The following is an 18,232-nucleotide window of genomic DNA, read 5'->3' on the forward strand; positions in this document are numbered from 1 at the left end:
TTAATTTTCATTCCTATTTAACCATTTAATTAGTGTGTTTTCGAAAATGGTTTTATCAATTGGTTTTACGATAAAATCGTTCATACCAATATCCATACATTTTTCTCTTTCGCCAGCTATAATTCCAGCAGTTAAGGCGATTATAATTGTTTTAGGATGAAGTTCTTTAATTCGTAATGATGCTTCGTAACCATTCATAACAGGCATTTGAATGTCCATAAGTACAATATCGAATACGTTTGTGTTGAATAATTCAACGGCTTCTAAACCATTTGTGGCTTCAGATATGGTAAGATTTGGAAATGATTTTTGCACTAAGGTTTTGGTTAGTAACATATTAATTTTGTTGTCTTCAACTATTAATAAAGAAGCGCGACTTTTGTTTTTAGTTGATTTTGTTAATTCATTTTGTTTAGCAATTGCCGCTGGATTGTTTATTTTGTTTAAAATATTCTGAATAACATTTATTTTAATTGGTTTAATAACCGAAAAATATTTTTTGTTTTTTAAATTTTCATTGATAATAAATGAGCTCGTTACGTTTTGCATAACTAAACAAGCAATGTTCGGAAAATGATTTAGTTCTTTTAAAATTTCAATGCATTTAGCTTTTGAAATGTACTCTAAATCAAGCATAACTAATTGAACGGAAGGTTTGGTTGAGATGTCTTCAATAATTTTTTCTTTAGTACTACGATCTACTTGTATGTCAAAATCCTCAAACATTTTTATGATAACCGCTGCTGTTGATGGATTATCTTCTATAAGAAGAGCTTCTTTTATAGCGTTGTTTTCTAGTATTTTGTGGCGTTCGCAATTTTCGGTTTTGGTTTCTAAAATGAAGCTAAAAGTACTACCTTCGTTAATTGTGCTTTCAATATTGAGCTCACTTTTCATTAGTTTTAACAAGCTATTGGTAATAGATAAACCTAGTCCAGTACCACCAAATTTTCTTGTAGTTGAAGTGTCTTCTTGAGAGAAAGGTTCAAGTATTTTTAATTTATTTTCTTCTTTAATTCCAATTCCAGTATCTATTACAGCGAATTTTATTTTGCTCCAATCTGTTTTTTTTTCAACTGTTTCTATTTTTATTTCAATTTGTCCTTTTGGTGTAAATTTGATGGCATTACTTAATAAGTTTTGCAGAATTTGTTTGAGTCGAATTTGATCTGTCCAAATGGCGCAATCTACGTCATTATCAATATTTACAATGAGTTCTAAGTTTTTTTGATGTGCATTAAATTTCATCATGTCTACAGAGTCGTAAACAATGTCTATTAAGCTGGATTTTGAGTTTTCAATACTTAGTTTTCCGGCTTCTATTTTTGAAATATCCAAAATATCATTAACAACATCTAATAAGCTTTCTGCAGATTGATTAACTGTTTGTAAGTATTGCTTTTGTGTTTCGTTGATTCCTGTATTCAATAGCAATTTACTAAATCCAATGATTCCATTTAAAGGTGTTCTAATTTCATGGCTCATATTGGCCAAGAATTCTGATTTTGCTTTGTTGGAGTTTTCGGCTATTTCTCTTGCTAATATGGCTTCTTGAGCGCTTTTTCTTTCAGTAATATCTAATAAAACGCCTTCTAGGTATTCTACTTTATTGTTCATTACAATAGCTTCGCCATATTCTTCAATCCAAACTTCAGAACCGTCTTTTTTGATTAAGCGACAAGTGATTACAAACGATTTTTTGTTTTTTACTGCTTTTTCAATAATAGTTAGCGCCTTTTGTTTGTCTTCTGGATGGTATAAATCGGATAATTTTATACGATTTGTTAAAAATTCTTCTTTAGAATAGCCTGTGAGTTTTTCAATTTCATTGTTTAAATATACTTTAGATCTTGCTTCATCATATTTAACTAAATATACAGCAGCAGGAATGTTATTAGCTAAAAGTTTAAATTTCTCTTCACTTTCTTGAATAGCATTTTCGTTTTTAATACGGATAATTGTGGTTGCAATATTATTGGCAAGGGTTCTTAAGATATTAATTTCTTCCTCTTTCCAAATACGTTCACTTTTGCAATCATCAAATCCTATGAAGCCTAGGAAAACATCTTTGTAAAAAAGAGGAATAATTAAGATTGACAGGATATTTTGACTCTCTAAAGCAACTTTCATGTTTGAATCTGGCATTTGGCTTACGATTCTTGAAAAAAAATCGTTTTTTGTTACGGATTCTTTGAATTCAGGAAAAGCATCTAAAGACATGTTTTGTAGTTCGGGGTTGTCAATTTCTGTAAATTCTTGTTCGGAAACCCATTCGAAGCGCTGGCTAATTAGGTTTGTTTCTAAGTTGTTTTCGAAATAATAGAACCTATCTGTTTCTATTGTTCTAGCAATCACAACCAAAGACTCATCAAACAAGTCTTCAATTCTTTGTTTTCGAATTAGATTTGAAGTTACTTCTGCTAAAGTTATAAGAATCTTATTTTTATATAAAATTTGATTTTCAGCTTCTTTACGTTTTAAAGTTTCAATGGCTAGCGCAATAATATCGGAAACCGTTTTAGCAAAATTAATGTCTTCATTTGTCCAGTTTTTGATTTCATTGGTAGCTTCAAAACAGCTGATTGCAACTAGTTTTCCTGAAATATAAATGGGAACATCTAAAAGTGATTTTATGTTATAATTTTTGAAATAAACTTCTACAAATTCTTCAGTATGAACATTAGTAAGTGCGTTTGAAGCTACTAAAACAGGAATCTCTTCTATAGCTTTGAAATACTTAGGAAAATCCTTTTTATAAAGCGTTAGATCATTATAGTGTTTGTTTTCGCTCTTAACGAAGATATTACTTAGTACAATATAATCTTCAAAATAATCCCACAAGCTCACTCTATCAACTCCAAGTCCTGCAGAAGCTTCGACAGAGATATGTTCAATCAAGGTTTTTAGGTCTTTGAAAGTAAGAAAGTTTAGGGTTGATAAGCGATTGGATATTTCATTTAATTTCGAAATGCGATCCATGCGCTCTTTTTCTTCAATTTCCAAGTTTTTCGTTATGGTAATGTCGCGAATGATAGAAGAATAACCAATGATTTCAAATATTTCATTTCTTTTTACGGCTACTTTTTGTGAAACCCAGATAATTTCGTTGTTTTTCTTGCGTATTGGAAATTCTAAGATGTCAAAGTCATTATAATCTAAGTTTTCAGGACGATAAAAATCAATGATTTTTTCTTTGTAATTTTCTACAATAAAATAACTAAAATGTTTACCAATGATTTCATCAAAATCGTATCCTAATAATTCGGTTGAAAATTTATTTACATAAGTAATGTAACCCCATTGGTCGCTTTCATAAATAATATCTTTAGCGCTTTGGATTAAATCGTAATACTTTTTTTCTAATTCTACTTTGCTAGTAACATCTTGTCCGGTAGCTACAAATAAATTGTCGTTATGCTTTACGTCGGTCCATTGAATGTATTTGTAATCACCATTTTTACATTTTAGTTTTCTTATGTATAGCTGATTTGGAACAAACTTTAAATTGTAATCTATGGGTTCAAAATCCTTGTCTTCTGTTAATTTCCAAAATCCGTCACGTAATACTTCAGTGTTGGAAAATCCTAAAATCTTAAGAATGGTTTCGTTGCAAAATAATACATTGCCAAATTTATCTGTTGCTATGATTATGGAATTGGTATTGTTTATGATTTCATTGGTAAATAAGAACTTTCGATTGTTTTGAATTGTATTTAATCGTCTAGCAAAATTTATAATTAGTAAGATAAAATTAGCATTAATTAAAGCAATTATTGTTTCCTTTTCAGTCGTATTTAGTAATAGTAAAGCAAATAGATATACAAATGTGAGTGAAATAAAAATCAAATGATTTTTAAAACTTTTAAAAATAACAAACGAAAAGAAAAGAAGTAACAAATACTCTGAGAAAAGGGTAAAATTAATAGTTTGAGAAGCTGTTGATATAGTTATGTGAGCAAAATAACCAAAGAAACAAATAGAAAAAAGTGACATTGCATACTTTTTTAAACTCGTGTAAGAGGTAAGCAAATAGCCTATCATACAAACCAAGCCCAATAAATATGAATAAATTAACTCTTCATGATTGTGGTAATCAAAGATTTGATAAAATAGCTCAGCTACTGGAAAGATAATACTTAAATACAAAAAGTAATACGAATATTCGTTTTTGGAAAAACTTTCTTTTAATTCGTCAATAAAGCTATAATTTTTTGGTAATGTTTTTTTCTTATTGATATATAAGAACAAAATCAATACTCCTATTGCTAAACTGTAAAGTAATACACAGCTAGCAATAACAGAGTTTTCGAAAATAGTAAACAAGGAAAAAGGCACCTGCTCAAATGAAAGCCCAAGTGCTAGGTCGAAATATTTGATTAGAAAGTAATTACAAAACATTGCCTTGTTTTAAATCTTATTTAAAGATATTAAAAAATCTTTTTCCTTTGTTAAATTAGGATAAAAATATGGTTAATTCATATATTTTCACTAAAATTGGTGGTTTTTTACACCCATAAAAATGAAAAATATAAAAAAATTAGTTGTTTTACTACTATTGTCATCGTTTTCAATAGTAGCCCAAGAAAAAATTACGCTTGAAGAAATTTGGGGTGGAGCCTTTAGAACCAAAGGAATGGATGAACTAAACGCCATGAAAACCACCAACCAATACACCGTTTTAAACTTCGATAGGGCCAGCAGAAGTTCGCAAATTGATTTATACGACTTCGCTACTTTAGAAAAAGTAAGCACGTTGCTTTCTTCCAAAGATTTTTCGCAATTGCAAGGAATCGATAGTTACACGTTCAATAAAAAGGAAAATCAAATCTTAATTGCCAATAATTCAGAGCAAATTTTCAGACATTCGGCAGTTTCTGATTACTTTTTATATGATATTGCTTCGAAATCGCTTACAAAAATTGCGGAGTACAAAATTCAAGAACCAACTTTTTCGCCTGACGGAACCAAAATTGCTTTTGCTTACCAAAACAATTTATATGTTTACGAAATTGCTTCCAAGAAAACCCAACAAATCACAACCGATGGCAAGAAAAACAGCATCATAAACGGTATTACGGATTGGGTTTACGAAGAAGAATTTGGTTTTGTAAGAGCCTTTGATTGGAATGCAACTGGAACAAAATTAGCGTACATAAAATTCGACGAATCACAAGTGTCAGAATTCTCAATGGATTTATACAACAGAGGATTATATCCAGCACAAGAAGTGTTCAAATATCCAAAAGCGGGCGAGAAAAATGCAGTAGTTTCTTTACATTTGTTTGATGTAGCTTCCAATAAAACGCAAACCGTAAATTTATCGAATTACAACGATTTTTACATTGCTAGAATCCAATGGACAAACGATGCCAATGTGCTTTCGGCTCAAGTTTTAAATCGTCACCAAAACAATTTAGATATATTGTTCATTGACGGAAATTCGGGAACTTCCAAAGTGGTTTTAAACGAAAAAGACAAAACCTACGTTGATGTTACGGATAATTTAACGTTCTTGAAAGACAACAGTTTCATTTGGACTTCAGAAAAAAGCGGTTTCAATCATATTTATCACTACGATAAAACGGGTAAACTAAAAAAACAAATCACAACTGGAAATTGGGAAGTAACCGCTTACTACGGTTTCGATGAAAAATCAGGAACGGTGTATTACCAATCGGTTGAAAATGGTTCAATCAATAGAGATGTTTACGCAATCAACATCAACGGAAAAAACAAAAAACGATTAACTACAGCAGTTGGAACTAATCGAGCAACATTTAGTCCAAATTTCCAATATTTTATCAATTCCTTTTCGAGTGCTACCAAAGCACCAATGTTCACATTAAACGATTCCAAATCTGGAAATGTGATTAAAACGATAGTTTCTAACGAAGCTTTGGAACAAAAATTAGCAAAATACGATGTAGCTCCAAAAGAATTTACAACTATTACTACAGAAAAAGGTCATACATTAAACGCTTGGTTTATTAAACCTAAAGATTTTGACCCAAATAAAAAATATCCTGTTTTTATGTACCAATATTCGGGTCCAGGTTCGCAACAAGTAGCCAATCAATGGAACGGAACAAATGATTATTGGTTTATGATGTTAGCCCAACAAGGCTATATCGTAGCTTGCGTAGACGGAAGAGGAACCGGTTTCAAAGGTGCCGAATTCAAAAAATGCACGTACAAAGAACTAGGAAAGTTTGAAGTAGAAGACCAAATCGATGCTGCCAAATTAATCGGAAATTATCCGTATGTGGATAAATCAAGAATTGGAATTTTCGGTTGGAGCTACGGCGGATTTATGAGTAGCAACTGTATTTTAAAAGGAAACGATGTGTTCAAAGCAGCAATTGCAGTGGCACCAGTTACGAGTTGGAGATACTACGATACCATTTACACCGAGCGTTACATGCAAACACCGCAAGAAAACGCTTCGGGTTACGATGAAAATTCACCAATCAATCACGTGAGTAAATTGAAAGGAAATTACTTATTAATTCATGGAACATCTGACGATAACGTGCACGTGCAAAACGCAATGGTCATGATTGAAGCCTTAGTTCAAGCTAACAAACAATTCGATTGGGCTATTTATCCTGATAAAAACCACGGTATTTACGGCGGAAAAACTCGTTTGCAATTGTATACCAAAATGACCAATTTCATTAAAGAAAAATTATAATATGAGCACAACTACAACTGATCAAAAAGAATTATTCGGACATCCAACTGGGTTATTCATCCTTTTCTTAACTGAAATGTGGGAGCGTTTTTCGTTCTATGGAATGAAAGCGTTATTAATTTATTATTTGGTAAAATATCATTTGTTTTTAGATACAGAAGGTAATTTATTGGTAGGAAGTTATGCGGCTTTAGTTTATGCAACTCCAGTAATTGGTGGTTATTTAGCCGATAAATATTTAGGATTTAGAAAAGCCATCGTTTTTGGTGCAATTTTATTGGTTTTAGGTCATATTGGAATGGCTTTTGAAGGAAATGCCGCAACAAAATCAGTAACAGGTGAAATTGTTAGAGATAATTTTGCTTTACAAGTGTTTTATTTGTCGTTGGCTTTCATTGTTATGGGAGTTGGTTTTTTGAAAGCAAATATTTCTTCCTTAGTTGGTGAATTGTATGAGCAAGGTGATGTGAGAAGAGATTCTGGTTTCACTATTTTCTATATGGGAATCAATTTAGGGTCGTTTTTAGCTACTATCATTTGTGCTTGGTTAGGAGATGAATACGGATGGAGCTACGGATTTGGAGCTGCTGGAGTTGGAATGTTCTTTGGTTTGCTGACTTTTATTTATGGAAAAAGATATTTTAAAGGAAAAGGTGAAAGCAATTATCCAGAGGCATTAAATAAAGTAACTTTTGGCTTAAAAACAGAGTATTGGATTTACATTTTAGGAACATTATCTACATTGATTATCTGGCAAATGGTACAAAGTCATTCTATTGTTCAGAATGCTTTGATTGTTTCAGGGTTAATTTCTTTCATTTATATTTTATATTATGCAATTACCAAATTAGATAAAATTGCTCGTGAACGTTTATTGGCATTAACAATTTTAATTGTTTTCACTATTGTGTTTTGGGCGTTATTTGAACAAGCTTATACTTCAATGAATCTTTTTGCTGATAGAGCATTAGATACAAGATTTCTTGGAGTAGATTGGAAGCCTAACCAGTTTTTAAGTTTGAATGCTTTATTCATTATTTTCTTAGCACCAGTTTTCGCTTGGATTTGGGTTAAATTAGGTAAGTACAATCCGAATACTGCGGTTAAGTTTGCTTTAGCTTTAATTTTTGTTGGATTAGGATTTGGTGTTTTAGTTTTCGGAATTTCAGTTTCTGAAGCTGGAAAAGTAGCGGCAATTTGGTTAGTATTGACCTATCTTTTACACACTATGGGAGAACTTTGTTTATCACCAGTTGGACTTTCAGCAGTTACTAAATTATCACCGGCTAAGATTGTAGGTTTTATGATGGGTGTTTGGTTCTTAGCTACGGCAAGTTCAGAATTTATAGCAGGAGTTTTAGCAAATATCGCAGCGATTGATACGAATGTAGGAGAAACATTAGCTTTAGATGTAGCGAAACCTGCTTATTTAAAATTATTCACTTACTTGTTTTATACTGGAGTTGGAATTGGGGTATTTTTATTAATCATATCACCAATTATCAAAAAATTAATGCACGGAGTAGACAAAGAATTAAATAAATAAACTATGAGTCAAACAAATTCAACAGACCACTTTTTTAAAGATACCGTATTAGGACATCCATCGGGGCTATTTGTATTGTTTTTTACCGAAATGTGGGAACGATTTTCTTTTTATGGAATGCGTTCATTGCTAGTTCTATTTTTCATGGCTTCTGTTGTTGATGGAGGTTGGGGTTGGGATCAAGGAACAGCATCTTCACTTTTCGGATCTTATGTTGGTTTAGTTTATCTTTCGACTATGCTCGGAGGTTATTTTGCTGATAAAAAAATTGGTTATAGATGGGCTGTAGTTATTGGCGCTTTGTTGATGACTTTGGGTCATTTTTCTATGGCATTTGAAACGCAATTCACTATTTATCTTGGACTTGTTTTACTTGTTTTTGGCAATGGATTTTTTAAGCCTAATATGACTTCAATCATTTCAGAAATGTACAAAGACAGACCTGAAAAGAAAGACGGAGCTTACACTATTTTTTACATGGGTGTAAATGCTGGTGCTTTCTTCGGAATTTTACTTTGTGGTTATTTAGGTGAAAAAGTGGGATGGGGCTATGGTTTTGGATTAGCAGGAATTTTTATGTTTTTAGGATTGGTTCAGTTTTGGTTGTCCCAAAGTATTTTTGGTGATATTGGATTGAAACCAGTTAAAAAAGATGTTGAAGAACTTGCTAAACTTGATACTGACAAAAGAGTTCCTTTCACTCCTTGGCAATTAGTTGTGATTGCTATATCAACGACTTTAGGCTTACTTTGGATAATAAATGCGCCAGCAACTAAAATTTCAAAAATATCAGGTGGAAATTTTAATGTTTTTGGTTTTCTAGGCGAAAACGGAAATGCAATAGCCATTCTCACAGCCTTAGTTTTATTTATAATTTTATTGGTTTATAGAATTACTCAATATTCAAAAACTACAAGAGAAAAATTAATTGCTGTTACTTTTTTTGCATTTATTACTATTTTCTTCTGGGCAATTTTTGAACAATCACCAAATAGTTTAACAGTTTTTGCTGAAAAATATACAAATAGAATCTTAACAGGGAATTCCAGCGCCATATTTTTGGTAATTAATTCTTTAATGACAATTGTTCCTCTGATCATTATTAATTGGGTAATGTTTTTATTGTTTAGAAAAACATTTGCTAAATATTCAGTTGCAAGTATTGTATTAAGTATCAGTTTTGTAATTATTTGGATTATTGCATTATGGATGTTAGTTAAAGATTATTACACTGCTGGATACTTGGAATTATCTGATGCTACCTTAGAGTTTTTAAGAATTAAGAAAACAACAGAAGCTTTAACAGAAGTCCCAGCAACTTGGTTTTCAACTCTTAACTCTTTGTTTATTATTACTTTAGCGCCATTATTTTCAAAAGTTTGGGAAAGTAAATACAATCCAAATGCTAATGTAAAATATGGAATTGGAATGTTCTTGTTGGCATTAGGAATGGCATGTGTTGCATTTGGAGCAATGGGTATTGAACCAGGAGCTCAAACAGCATCGGTGAGTATGATTTGGTTAATTTTAGTATATCTTTTTCATACCATGGGAGAATTGTGTATTTCACCAGTTGGTTTATCATACGTGAGTAAATTAGTTCCAGCAAGAATGATTGCTTTTATGTTTGGTGTTTGGTATTTGGCAGTTGCTATTGGTATGAAAGGAGCTGGTATGTTTGGAGAGGAAGTTGAGGCAATTGCTGACAAAAACGGAATTAGTTATTTCTTCTGGATGTTAACTTTTGTTTCTGTAGCTATTGGAGTTTTATCAATTGTGATGTCACCAATCATCAAAAAACTAATGCACGGCGTGCGTTAAAAAACATTTGGCATTCTTTTTGACTTTATAAATTTAAAATGAAATTATATATGAAAAAATTACTATTGATAGCGTTTTTGATTTTAAGTACAACAACCATCAACGCGCAAGAATTGACTTGGCATACCGATGTAAGCAAAGCATCAGAAATTGCCATGAAAGAGAAAAAACCTTTGTTGATGTTCTTTACAGGTTCGGATTGGTGTGGCTGGTGTATTCGTTTGCAAAAGGAAGTTTTTAAAACACCAGAATTCGAAAAATGGGCAAAAACCAATGTAGTTTTGGTTGATTTGGATTATCCAAGAAGAACACCTCAACCAGAGGAGATTAAAACGCAAAATCAGCAATTACAAGCAATGTTTCGTGTGCAGGGTTATCCAACTATTTGGTTCGTAAATCCAGAGAAAAAAGACGGAACAATCAACTTAAATGGTTTAGGAAATACAGGTTATGTAGCTGGCGGACCTGATAAATGGTTGGCAACTGCCAATGATATCTTAAAAAAGAAATAAGAAATTATTTTATCCTATAAAATCCCTTTTCGGCAGTGGCATGAAAAGGGATTTTTTCTTGCTCGCAAGTTGCCTTCCATTGGTTAATTCTATAAAAACCGTTACTATTGTCGGCAATGATAGTTTTAGGTTGTAGCTCTTTAATTACACGCTCTAAATTGATTTTTGGATTGTCTATCAAAACGACAACATCAGGATTTATCCCAATTTTAAAATAGCCCGAATCATCAATTACCAATATTTTTCGATTCCCAAATAGATATACATTTTCAATGGGTAAAATGGTGCTATTTTCTGTAAAATTGCCTCTATTGTAATCCGAAATAGTTGCAATTTGCTCTTCGGGTGAAGTGCTGAAAAATGTTGTTTCGGTATTCTTTTTTATGGCAAATAAACTTCCTTTGGTATTAAAAATTAGCATTTCGTGCTGCAATTGCGCAGAAGTTTGTGAGAAAACATACGTAATTTGAACCAAAATGATACTGACCAAAAAATAGATCAGCGCTTTGTTCTTTTTCTGATACAACCAATACAAAAAGCAAGCAATCATCAAATAAGCTACCAAACACAAACTCGCCGAAAATGAAATATTCCGAATGATAAACGTGTCAAATTTTGAAATCCAACCGACGTAAAATGTCATGAAATCGATTATTTTCTCTATGGCAAAAGCTGGAAATTGGGCTAACATTGGAAATATAAAATTCAAAATCAAGGTCAAAACACCAAGTAATAAAAGTAATGTCACGAATGGAATGACCAAAATATTAGCTACCAAAAATAATATTGGAAACTGATTGAAATAATACAAACTCAATGGTAAAACACCAATTTGTGCCGCAACAGAAACCAAAATCAAATCCACAACATAGCGACTAATTTTATTTTTACTGAAGTAAAACCGTTCGAAAAAAGGCTGAAATAAAACAATCGACAAAACCGCCGAATAACTCAATTGAAAGCCAATATCAAAGATAAAATTCGGATTTACAAGTAACAAAAGCAAAGCCGATGCTGCAATGGAATTGTAAACCGAACTTCTTTTGTTCCAAAATCTTCCAATAGCAATAATACTAAATAAAGTCACAGCCCGACTCACAGAAGCCGAAAATCCAGTTAATGCCGCAAATGACCAAAGTAGAAATAAAGTCAGAAGCAATTCGATTAATCTACCTTTTTTGTAACGTTTCAAAGGTTTTAAAGCAAAAGCAATGAACATGTAAATGATTCCAACATGTAATCCTGAAATGGCTAAAACGTGCATGACACCAGCATCAGTAAAAGAAGTTAATGTGTCTTGTTCCAAATGATTTTTTTGCCCAAAAAGCAAAGCGTTGATGAAAGCTTGTGTTTCGGGTTTCCAATTTAAATGATGAAAACTTGAAGTCAGTTTTACTCTGGTGAAATGGGTAAATGATGCAAATGTGGATTGGTTTCCAATGATTCTAAAATCATTCGGCTTCAAGAAAACTTGGTGAAAAATATGTTGATTCGCTAGATAATTGGCATAATCAAATTGGTACGGATTCAAATTTTTTGGAACACTTTGCAATTGCGATTCAAAAAGTACTACATCACCTGGTTTTAGTTGTGTTGGATTGTCTTTTTTATTGTAAATCAGGATTTTTCCAATAGCTTGTTTTTGGTTAACCGATTGAATTTCGAATTCGTATTTGTGATTTTTGGCACTCGATTTCAATACTTTGGAAACTACACCAGAAACATAATTGTTTTCTGTTTGCAATACATTCGAATAATGATTAGCACGATTGGGTTGGAAATGCAAAAAGTGAAGTCCTGTTCCAATGAAAAAAGCTAAAAAAGCAGTGGCAATTCCAAAGTTAATCGAAGGGAACAATTGTTTTCTCGCTTTCAAGAAATACAATAGAAAAATCAAAAAACTAATAGTAATTCCAATTGAAATTTGAAAACCATTGGGTAGAAACGATTTTCCAGCAACAATACCTACTGCTAGAGTTAATGTAAATGGAATGAGTGGAAACGGAAATACTTTCAAACCAATAAATTAGTTGGGTTAAAAGTAAGAAAAAGTTTTAATTAATTACACGGTTAATTTGCGCAAAACTTTTATCGTAATACGGTTCGGCTGTGGAAGAGATAATCACGCCTTTTTGCGTAGACGAATGAATAAATTTGATTTCATCATTCGAAATTTCTGTTATGATTCCTACGTGATTGATCGTCCGACTACCATTGGTTTTGAAGAAAATTAAATCGCCAACTTGTGCTTTTTTTGTCGCGATTTTTTCGCCTTGTGTTGCCATTGCATTAGAAGTTCTTGGCAACGCAATGTTGAAGTTTTTAAAAGTAGTAAACACCAAACCCGAACAATCCATTCCTGCTTTTGTAGTGCCGCCATATCGGTATTTTACGCCCAAGTTTTCTGTGGCAAAATCTACAATTTCATAATTCAATTTACCAGCGGATTTTTTAGTTTTTTTGGTGTCGTAAATCCCTTTTTTTATGGCTTCATCTTTGGATGTTACAATATTGGATTGCGTTTTACAGCTGATTACGAAAATGCTGAGAAGAAATAGAAATGCGAATTTTTTCAAGGCTTTGACTTTTTTCGCTAAAATAAAAATTATTTCTCAAACGACGAAACAATTAACTTCGCTGTTTTCGCGCTTGCTCCTTTTCCGCCTAATTTGTTTTTTAATGTTTCGTAGTCTTTCAACATTTTTTCGCGATGTGGTCCTGATAAAATTTTAGCCAATTCCAAACGAATGTTTTTTGTGTTTAATTCGTCTTGAATCAGTTCTTTTACCACTTCTTTGTCCATGATTAAATTGACCAATGAAATGTATTTCAACGTAATGACTCTTTTGGCAATTTGGTACGAAATCCAACTCCCCTTATAACAAACCACTTCTGGAACTTTGAATAAAGCGGTTTCTAACGTTGCGGTTCCCGAAGTAACCAATGCTGCATGAGCAACACTCAATAAATCATACGTTTTATTGGAAATAAAGGCTACATTTTCGTTCAAAAAAGGTTGGTATAATTCCAAATCTTGACTTGGAGCACCAGCAATAACAAATTGGTATTCTTTAAAATCTTGAACCACCGAAAGCATCAACGAGAGCATTTTGGTAATTTCTTGTTTACGGCTACCAGGTAATAAAGCAATAATTGGTTTTTCGGATAATTGATGCGTTTTTCTGAATGTTGCGTCGTCAACCGTTGTTCGGTTTTCAATAGCATCAATTAATGGATGACCTACAAAATGAACTGGGAATTGGTGTTTGTTTTCGTAAAAATCTTTCTCAAAAGGCAAAATAACATACATAAAATCTACATCGCGTTTAATGGCTTTGATGCGGTTTTCTTTCCAAGCCCAAATTTGAGGTGAAATGTAATAATGTGTTGGAATCTTACGTTCTTTTGCCCAAGTCGCAATTCGCATGTTAAAACCCGGATAATCTATAAAAATAATAGCATCAGGTTGAAAATCAGCAATATCCTTTTTACAGATTTTGATGTTGTTTAAAATGGTTTTTAAATTCAATACTACTTCAATAAAGCCCATAAAAGCCAATTCACGATAATGTTTTACCATGGTGCCGCCAACTGCTTGCATCAAATCGCCACCCCAAAAACGTATTTCAGCATTAGGATCTTCTTTGTACAAAGCTTTCATTAAGTTGGCTCCATGCAAATCGCCTGAAGCTTCACCCGCTATGATGTAGTATTTCATTGTTACAAAATCAAGGTTAAAATAGTAAGTACAAACATGGCTAAAATAACGCCGCGTGCCATTAAATCTCTGTTTATTTTCAATAAAATAAAAAATAAAATTAAGTTTAAAATTGCACCTAGCGTAATGACTTTTCCAATCAATCCGCCTTGTTGCATCATTTTAAAACCGTCAATAAAATTCAAATCGGTGTAAATTTTTAAGGCTATAAAACAACCAATAAATCCACCTACTAATCCTAATAGAATTCCAATAAAAAAATCTTTCTTTTGCATGTTATAAATCCCAATTATTTACTATTTGTATGGCATGATGAGCGGTTAAGTCAAATTGCACAGGAACAACAGAAATAAATCCATTTTCCAACGCCCATTCATCCGTATCTTGTCCTTTGTCTTGATTCACGAATTCGCCTGATAACCAATAATATTCTTTTCCTTGCGGATTCGTTCTTTTGTCAAATTGTTCCATCCACATGGCTTTGGCTTGCCGGCACACTTTTATTCCTTGAATCGTTTTTTCTGCTTTTGGAAAATTTACATTTAAAACAACACCTTCGGGTAATTTATTGTGTAATACTTCCAATGCAATTTTTTTTACATATTTTTTGATAGGTTCAAAATCGGTATGCCAACCATAATCTACATGCGAAAACCCGATTGCAGGAATACCTTCGATTCCGGCTTCAACAGCAGCACTCATCGTTCCCGAATAAATCACATTGATAGAAGAATTAGAACCGTGATTGATTCCAGAAACACACAAATCAGGCTTGCGTTTCAAGATCTCTCGTACTGCCATTTTTACACAGTCTACTGGTGTTCCAGAACAACTGTATTCGTGTTCTAAATCAGGATCTAGATTCACTTTGTCAATATGCAAGGTGTTGTTAATAGTAATAGCATGTCCCATAGCACTTTGCGGACTATCAGGCGCCACAACAATTACATCGCCAATTTCTTTCATCACGCTAATTAACGTTCGAATGCCTGGCGCAACAATGCTGTCATCATTGGTAACTAAAATAAGTGGTTTACTCATTTTGAATTATTTTTGGCTAAATTAATTATTTTCGGACTAAAAAAGGGTTTAAAACCCAATTATTCTAACTGATTTTAACAAAATTTTATTGTATATTGCACTTTTGTGGCACGGTTTTTTATGTACCTTAGATGAAAAATTTTGAATGAAACGAATAGTTGATTTTATGAAAAGAAATTATAAGATTATTTTACTGGTAACTATTTTATCAGCAGTACTTTGGAGCTTTGTTCCAAGTAAAAAAGCGGAAGATCCTGAAAAAGATAAATTGTTACTGGAGTTATTGACTTTTGTCTTAGACAAAGGACATTATGACCCAATTGCGTTTGATGATGCCTTTTCTGTAGCTGCCTATAAAGAATATTTGAATAGTTTAGACCCTTCAAAACGTTTCTTTATTCAGTCCGATTTGGATGAATTTAGCAAATACGAAAAGCAAATTGATGATATGGTTTTGAATAAAGATTTAACTTTTTTCGAAATCACGCATACACGTTTGATGCAACGTATGAAAGAATCTAGAAAGATTTACAAGGACATTCTTGATAAGCCGTTCAACTTTGCTACCAATGAAAAGTTTAATGTAGATTATGAAAAGCAACCATTTGCAAAAAATGAACGTGAATTAAAAGATCGTTGGAGAAAACAATTAAAATTATCGGTTTTATCTTCTATAACGGATAAACAAAAATTGGAAGAAGATAAAAAGAAAAATGATGCTTCTTACCAAGTGAAGTCTTTTGAAAGTATCGAAAAAGAGTCAAGAGAAAACACTCTAAAATCGTTAAATGATTATTTTGACTTTATTGAAGATGAATTGGATAGAAGTGATTGGTTTTCAATTTATATTAATGCATTAGTAGAACGATTTGATCCGCATACGTTTTATTTTTCTCCTGATAATAAAGAGAAATTTGATATTAGTATGAGCGGAACTTTCGAAGGGATTGGCGCTAGATTACAAAAGAAAACAGAAGGTGTTGAGGTTTCTGAATTAATTTCTGGTGGACCGGCTTGGAGAGGAAAAGAATTGGAAGCGGGTGATATGATTTTGAAAGTAGCACAAGGCGCAGATGAACCTTTGGATATTGCTGGAATGCGTTTGGATGATGTAGTGAAAAAAATCAAAGGTCCAAAAGGAACAGAAGTGCGTTTGACTGTTAAAAAAGTGGATGGTACAATCAAAGTAGTTTCCATTATTCGTGATGAAGTAGAAACGGAAGAAACTTTTGCGCGTTCGGCAGTAATTGAAAAAGACGGAAAGAAATTTGGAATTATTTATTTACCAAAATTCTATATCAAATTCGAAAACAAAGACAATCGTGATGCTTATAAAGATGTAGCTAAAGAAGTTGCGTATTTGAAAGAGCAAAATGTAGAAGGTATTGTGGTGGATTTACGTGGAAACGGCGGCGGTTCTCTAGAAACGGTTGTTAAAATGACAGGATTGTTTATCGATGAAGGTCCAGTTGTACAAATCAAATCATCTGGAAGAAGAAAAGAAGTGCTTTACGATACCGATAAAGGTGTACAATGGGATGGACCATTGGTGGTAATGGTAGATAATTTCTCGGCTTCGGCATCTGAAATCTTTGCCGCTGCGATTCAAGATTACAAAAGAGGAATTGTTATTGGAAGTAAACACACTTACGGAAAAGGAACGGTACAAAATGTAATTGATTTGAACCAATTTGTTCGTGGGAATTCCTTAGGTGATTTGGGAGCATTGAAAACAACTACTCAGAAATTTTACAGAATTGATGGTGGTTCAACCCAATTAAAAGGAGTTTTGAGCGATATTGTTTTGCCAGACAGATTCCGTTATTTGGATATGGGCGAGAGAGATGCAACAAATGCGATGCCTTGGGATAAAATTGATCCTGCGAAATATGTACCAGTATCGAATGGTTTTGAAACTATAATTGCAAAAAGTAATTCCCGAATTGCTACAAATGATAACTTCAAACTGATTGACGAAAACGCCAAATGGATTTTTGAAAGAAAAGATGATAACGATTTTGATTTGAATCTAGAAGCTTTCAAAGCTAAAATGAAAGACTCTGATGAGAAAGCTAAGAAATTCAAAGCTATTTCCGAATTTAATAACCAATTGCAATTTTCTTGGTTGCCATACGAAAATGAATTATTTGAGAAAGACGCTTTGTCCAAAGAAAAGCGAGAACGTTGGCATGAAGAAATGCAAAAAGATATTTATGTTGATGAAGCTTTTAATGTTTTAGCGGATTTAAAAACTTCTGGCAAAGAAAATAAAGTTGCTGAAGTTAAAAAGAAGAAAAAATAAGTTTAAAAAAACGCCAAATGAATTTCATTTGGCGTTTTCTTTTTATTGTAATTTCATTAAATCTTTCTGATTTTTTTCTTGGTCTTTTTCTAATTTCAGTAAGCGTTCGCGTAAAGAAAGATCTTTCTTTTTCCATTTGATTTCAGCTTCAGGAGAAATTTTTCCTTTTCGTTCCATTTTTTCAAGAGCTTTCTGGTGTTTCTCAATTGCTTTTTGTTGTTTGGCAATTCTACTCTGATTTTTTTCTACGTTGCGAAGCGCTTTTGCTCTTTGATTAGCTTTTTTCTCTTTTTGGCGTAATTCTTTTTCAGCCTTTTTTTGAGCTTTTTCAGCTTTTTTCTGAGCCTGCTGTGCTTTTTTCTGCGCTTGTTCAGCTTCTTTTAGTGCTTTTTCTTGCGCTTTTTGTTCTTTTATTTTTTCAGCATTTTGTTTGGCTAATTCATTTTGTGCTTTTTCTTGCGCCTTAACATTTCTTACAGAATCAATAATAACTGTTTCCATTTTACTCTCAATTACTTGAGAATATCCTACTTGAATACTAACGAAGGCTAATAATAATAAAATTTTTGTTCTCATAATTTCAATTTTTAAGTACTTTTAC

Annotated in this window: 12 protein-coding genes; 5 read left to right on the forward strand and 7 right to left on the reverse strand. The window is 32.5% G+C overall.

Annotated features, from left to right (window positions below; all coding sequences use genetic code 11):
* The gene (locus DPN68_RS06865) at nt 1-4,398 is read right to left on the reverse strand and encodes a PAS domain S-box protein (protein WP_113988914.1); all 4,398 of its coding nucleotides are present in this window, start codon (nt 4,396-4,398) and stop codon (nt 1-3) included.
* Nucleotides 4,399-4,519: 121 nt separating this feature from the next.
* Here DPN68_RS06865 and DPN68_RS06870 point away from each other — a divergent pair, with 121 nt between their 5' ends.
* From DPN68_RS06870 to DPN68_RS06885, 4 genes are read left to right on the forward strand one after another with little or no spacing between them, the layout of a single operon-like run.
* Nucleotides 4,520-6,691: a S9 family peptidase gene (locus DPN68_RS06870; RefSeq protein ID WP_113988915.1), complete on the forward strand. Its 2,172-nt coding sequence runs from the start codon at nt 4,520-4,522 to the stop codon at nt 6,689-6,691.
* Nucleotide 6,692: 1 nt separating this feature from the next.
* A complete protein-coding gene (locus tag DPN68_RS06875; protein ID WP_113988916.1) occupies nt 6,693-8,237 on the forward strand; it encodes a peptide MFS transporter in 1,545 nt (514 codons plus the stop codon).
* Between the two features lie 3 nt (nt 8,238-8,240).
* Nucleotides 8,241-10,058, forward strand: a complete 1,818-nt coding sequence (locus DPN68_RS06880) for a peptide MFS transporter (protein ID WP_113988917.1) — start codon at nt 8,241-8,243, stop codon at nt 10,056-10,058.
* Nucleotides 10,059-10,108: 50 nt separating this feature from the next.
* Entirely contained in the window at nt 10,109-10,570 is a 462-nt protein-coding gene (locus tag DPN68_RS06885; RefSeq protein WP_113988918.1) for a thioredoxin family protein, read from the forward strand.
* Nucleotides 10,571-10,574: 4 nt separating this feature from the next.
* Here DPN68_RS06885 and DPN68_RS06890 read toward each other — a convergent pair whose 3' ends face one another.
* Genes DPN68_RS06890 through surE form a run of 5 tightly spaced genes read right to left on the reverse strand, consistent with a single transcriptional unit; the run spans nt 10,575 to nt 15,329 of the window.
* A complete protein-coding gene (locus tag DPN68_RS06890; protein ID WP_113988919.1) occupies nt 10,575-12,587 on the reverse strand; it encodes a ComEC/Rec2 family competence protein in 2,013 nt (670 codons plus the stop codon).
* A gap of 37 nt (nt 12,588-12,624) precedes the next feature.
* Entirely contained in the window at nt 12,625-13,146 is a 522-nt protein-coding gene (locus DPN68_RS06895) for a C40 family peptidase (RefSeq protein WP_113988920.1), read from the reverse strand.
* A 29-nt stretch (nt 13,147-13,175) separates the two neighbouring features.
* On the reverse strand, nt 13,176-14,288 hold the full coding sequence (gene lpxB / locus DPN68_RS06900) for a lipid-A-disaccharide synthase (protein WP_113988921.1): 1,113 nt from the start codon (nt 14,286-14,288) through the stop codon (nt 13,176-13,178).
* A 2-nt stretch (nt 14,289-14,290) separates the two neighbouring features.
* Nucleotides 14,291-14,563, reverse strand: coding sequence for a hypothetical protein (locus tag DPN68_RS06905; RefSeq protein ID WP_113988922.1), 273 nt, complete (start codon nt 14,561-14,563; stop codon nt 14,291-14,293).
* A 1-nt stretch (nt 14,564) separates the two neighbouring features.
* Nucleotides 14,565-15,329, reverse strand: a complete 765-nt coding sequence (gene surE, locus DPN68_RS06910) for a 5'/3'-nucleotidase SurE (RefSeq protein ID WP_113988923.1) — start codon at nt 15,327-15,329, stop codon at nt 14,565-14,567.
* Between the two features lie 145 nt (nt 15,330-15,474).
* Here surE and DPN68_RS06915 point away from each other — a divergent pair, with 145 nt between their 5' ends.
* Complete coding sequence (locus tag DPN68_RS06915) at nt 15,475-17,631, forward strand: carboxy terminal-processing peptidase (RefSeq protein ID WP_113988924.1); 2,157 nt, start codon at nt 15,475-15,477, stop codon at nt 17,629-17,631.
* Between the two features lie 42 nt (nt 17,632-17,673).
* On the opposite strand, the gene DPN68_RS06920 is transcribed toward DPN68_RS06915, so the two are convergent.
* Nucleotides 17,674-18,207: a hypothetical protein gene (locus DPN68_RS06920; protein ID WP_113988925.1), complete on the reverse strand. Its 534-nt coding sequence runs from the start codon at nt 18,205-18,207 to the stop codon at nt 17,674-17,676.
* Nucleotides 18,208-18,232 lie beyond the last annotated feature (25 nt).

The organism is Flavobacterium tibetense (assembly GCF_003293845.1).
Lineage (GTDB): Bacteria > Bacteroidota > Bacteroidia > Flavobacteriales > Flavobacteriaceae > Flavobacterium > Flavobacterium tibetense.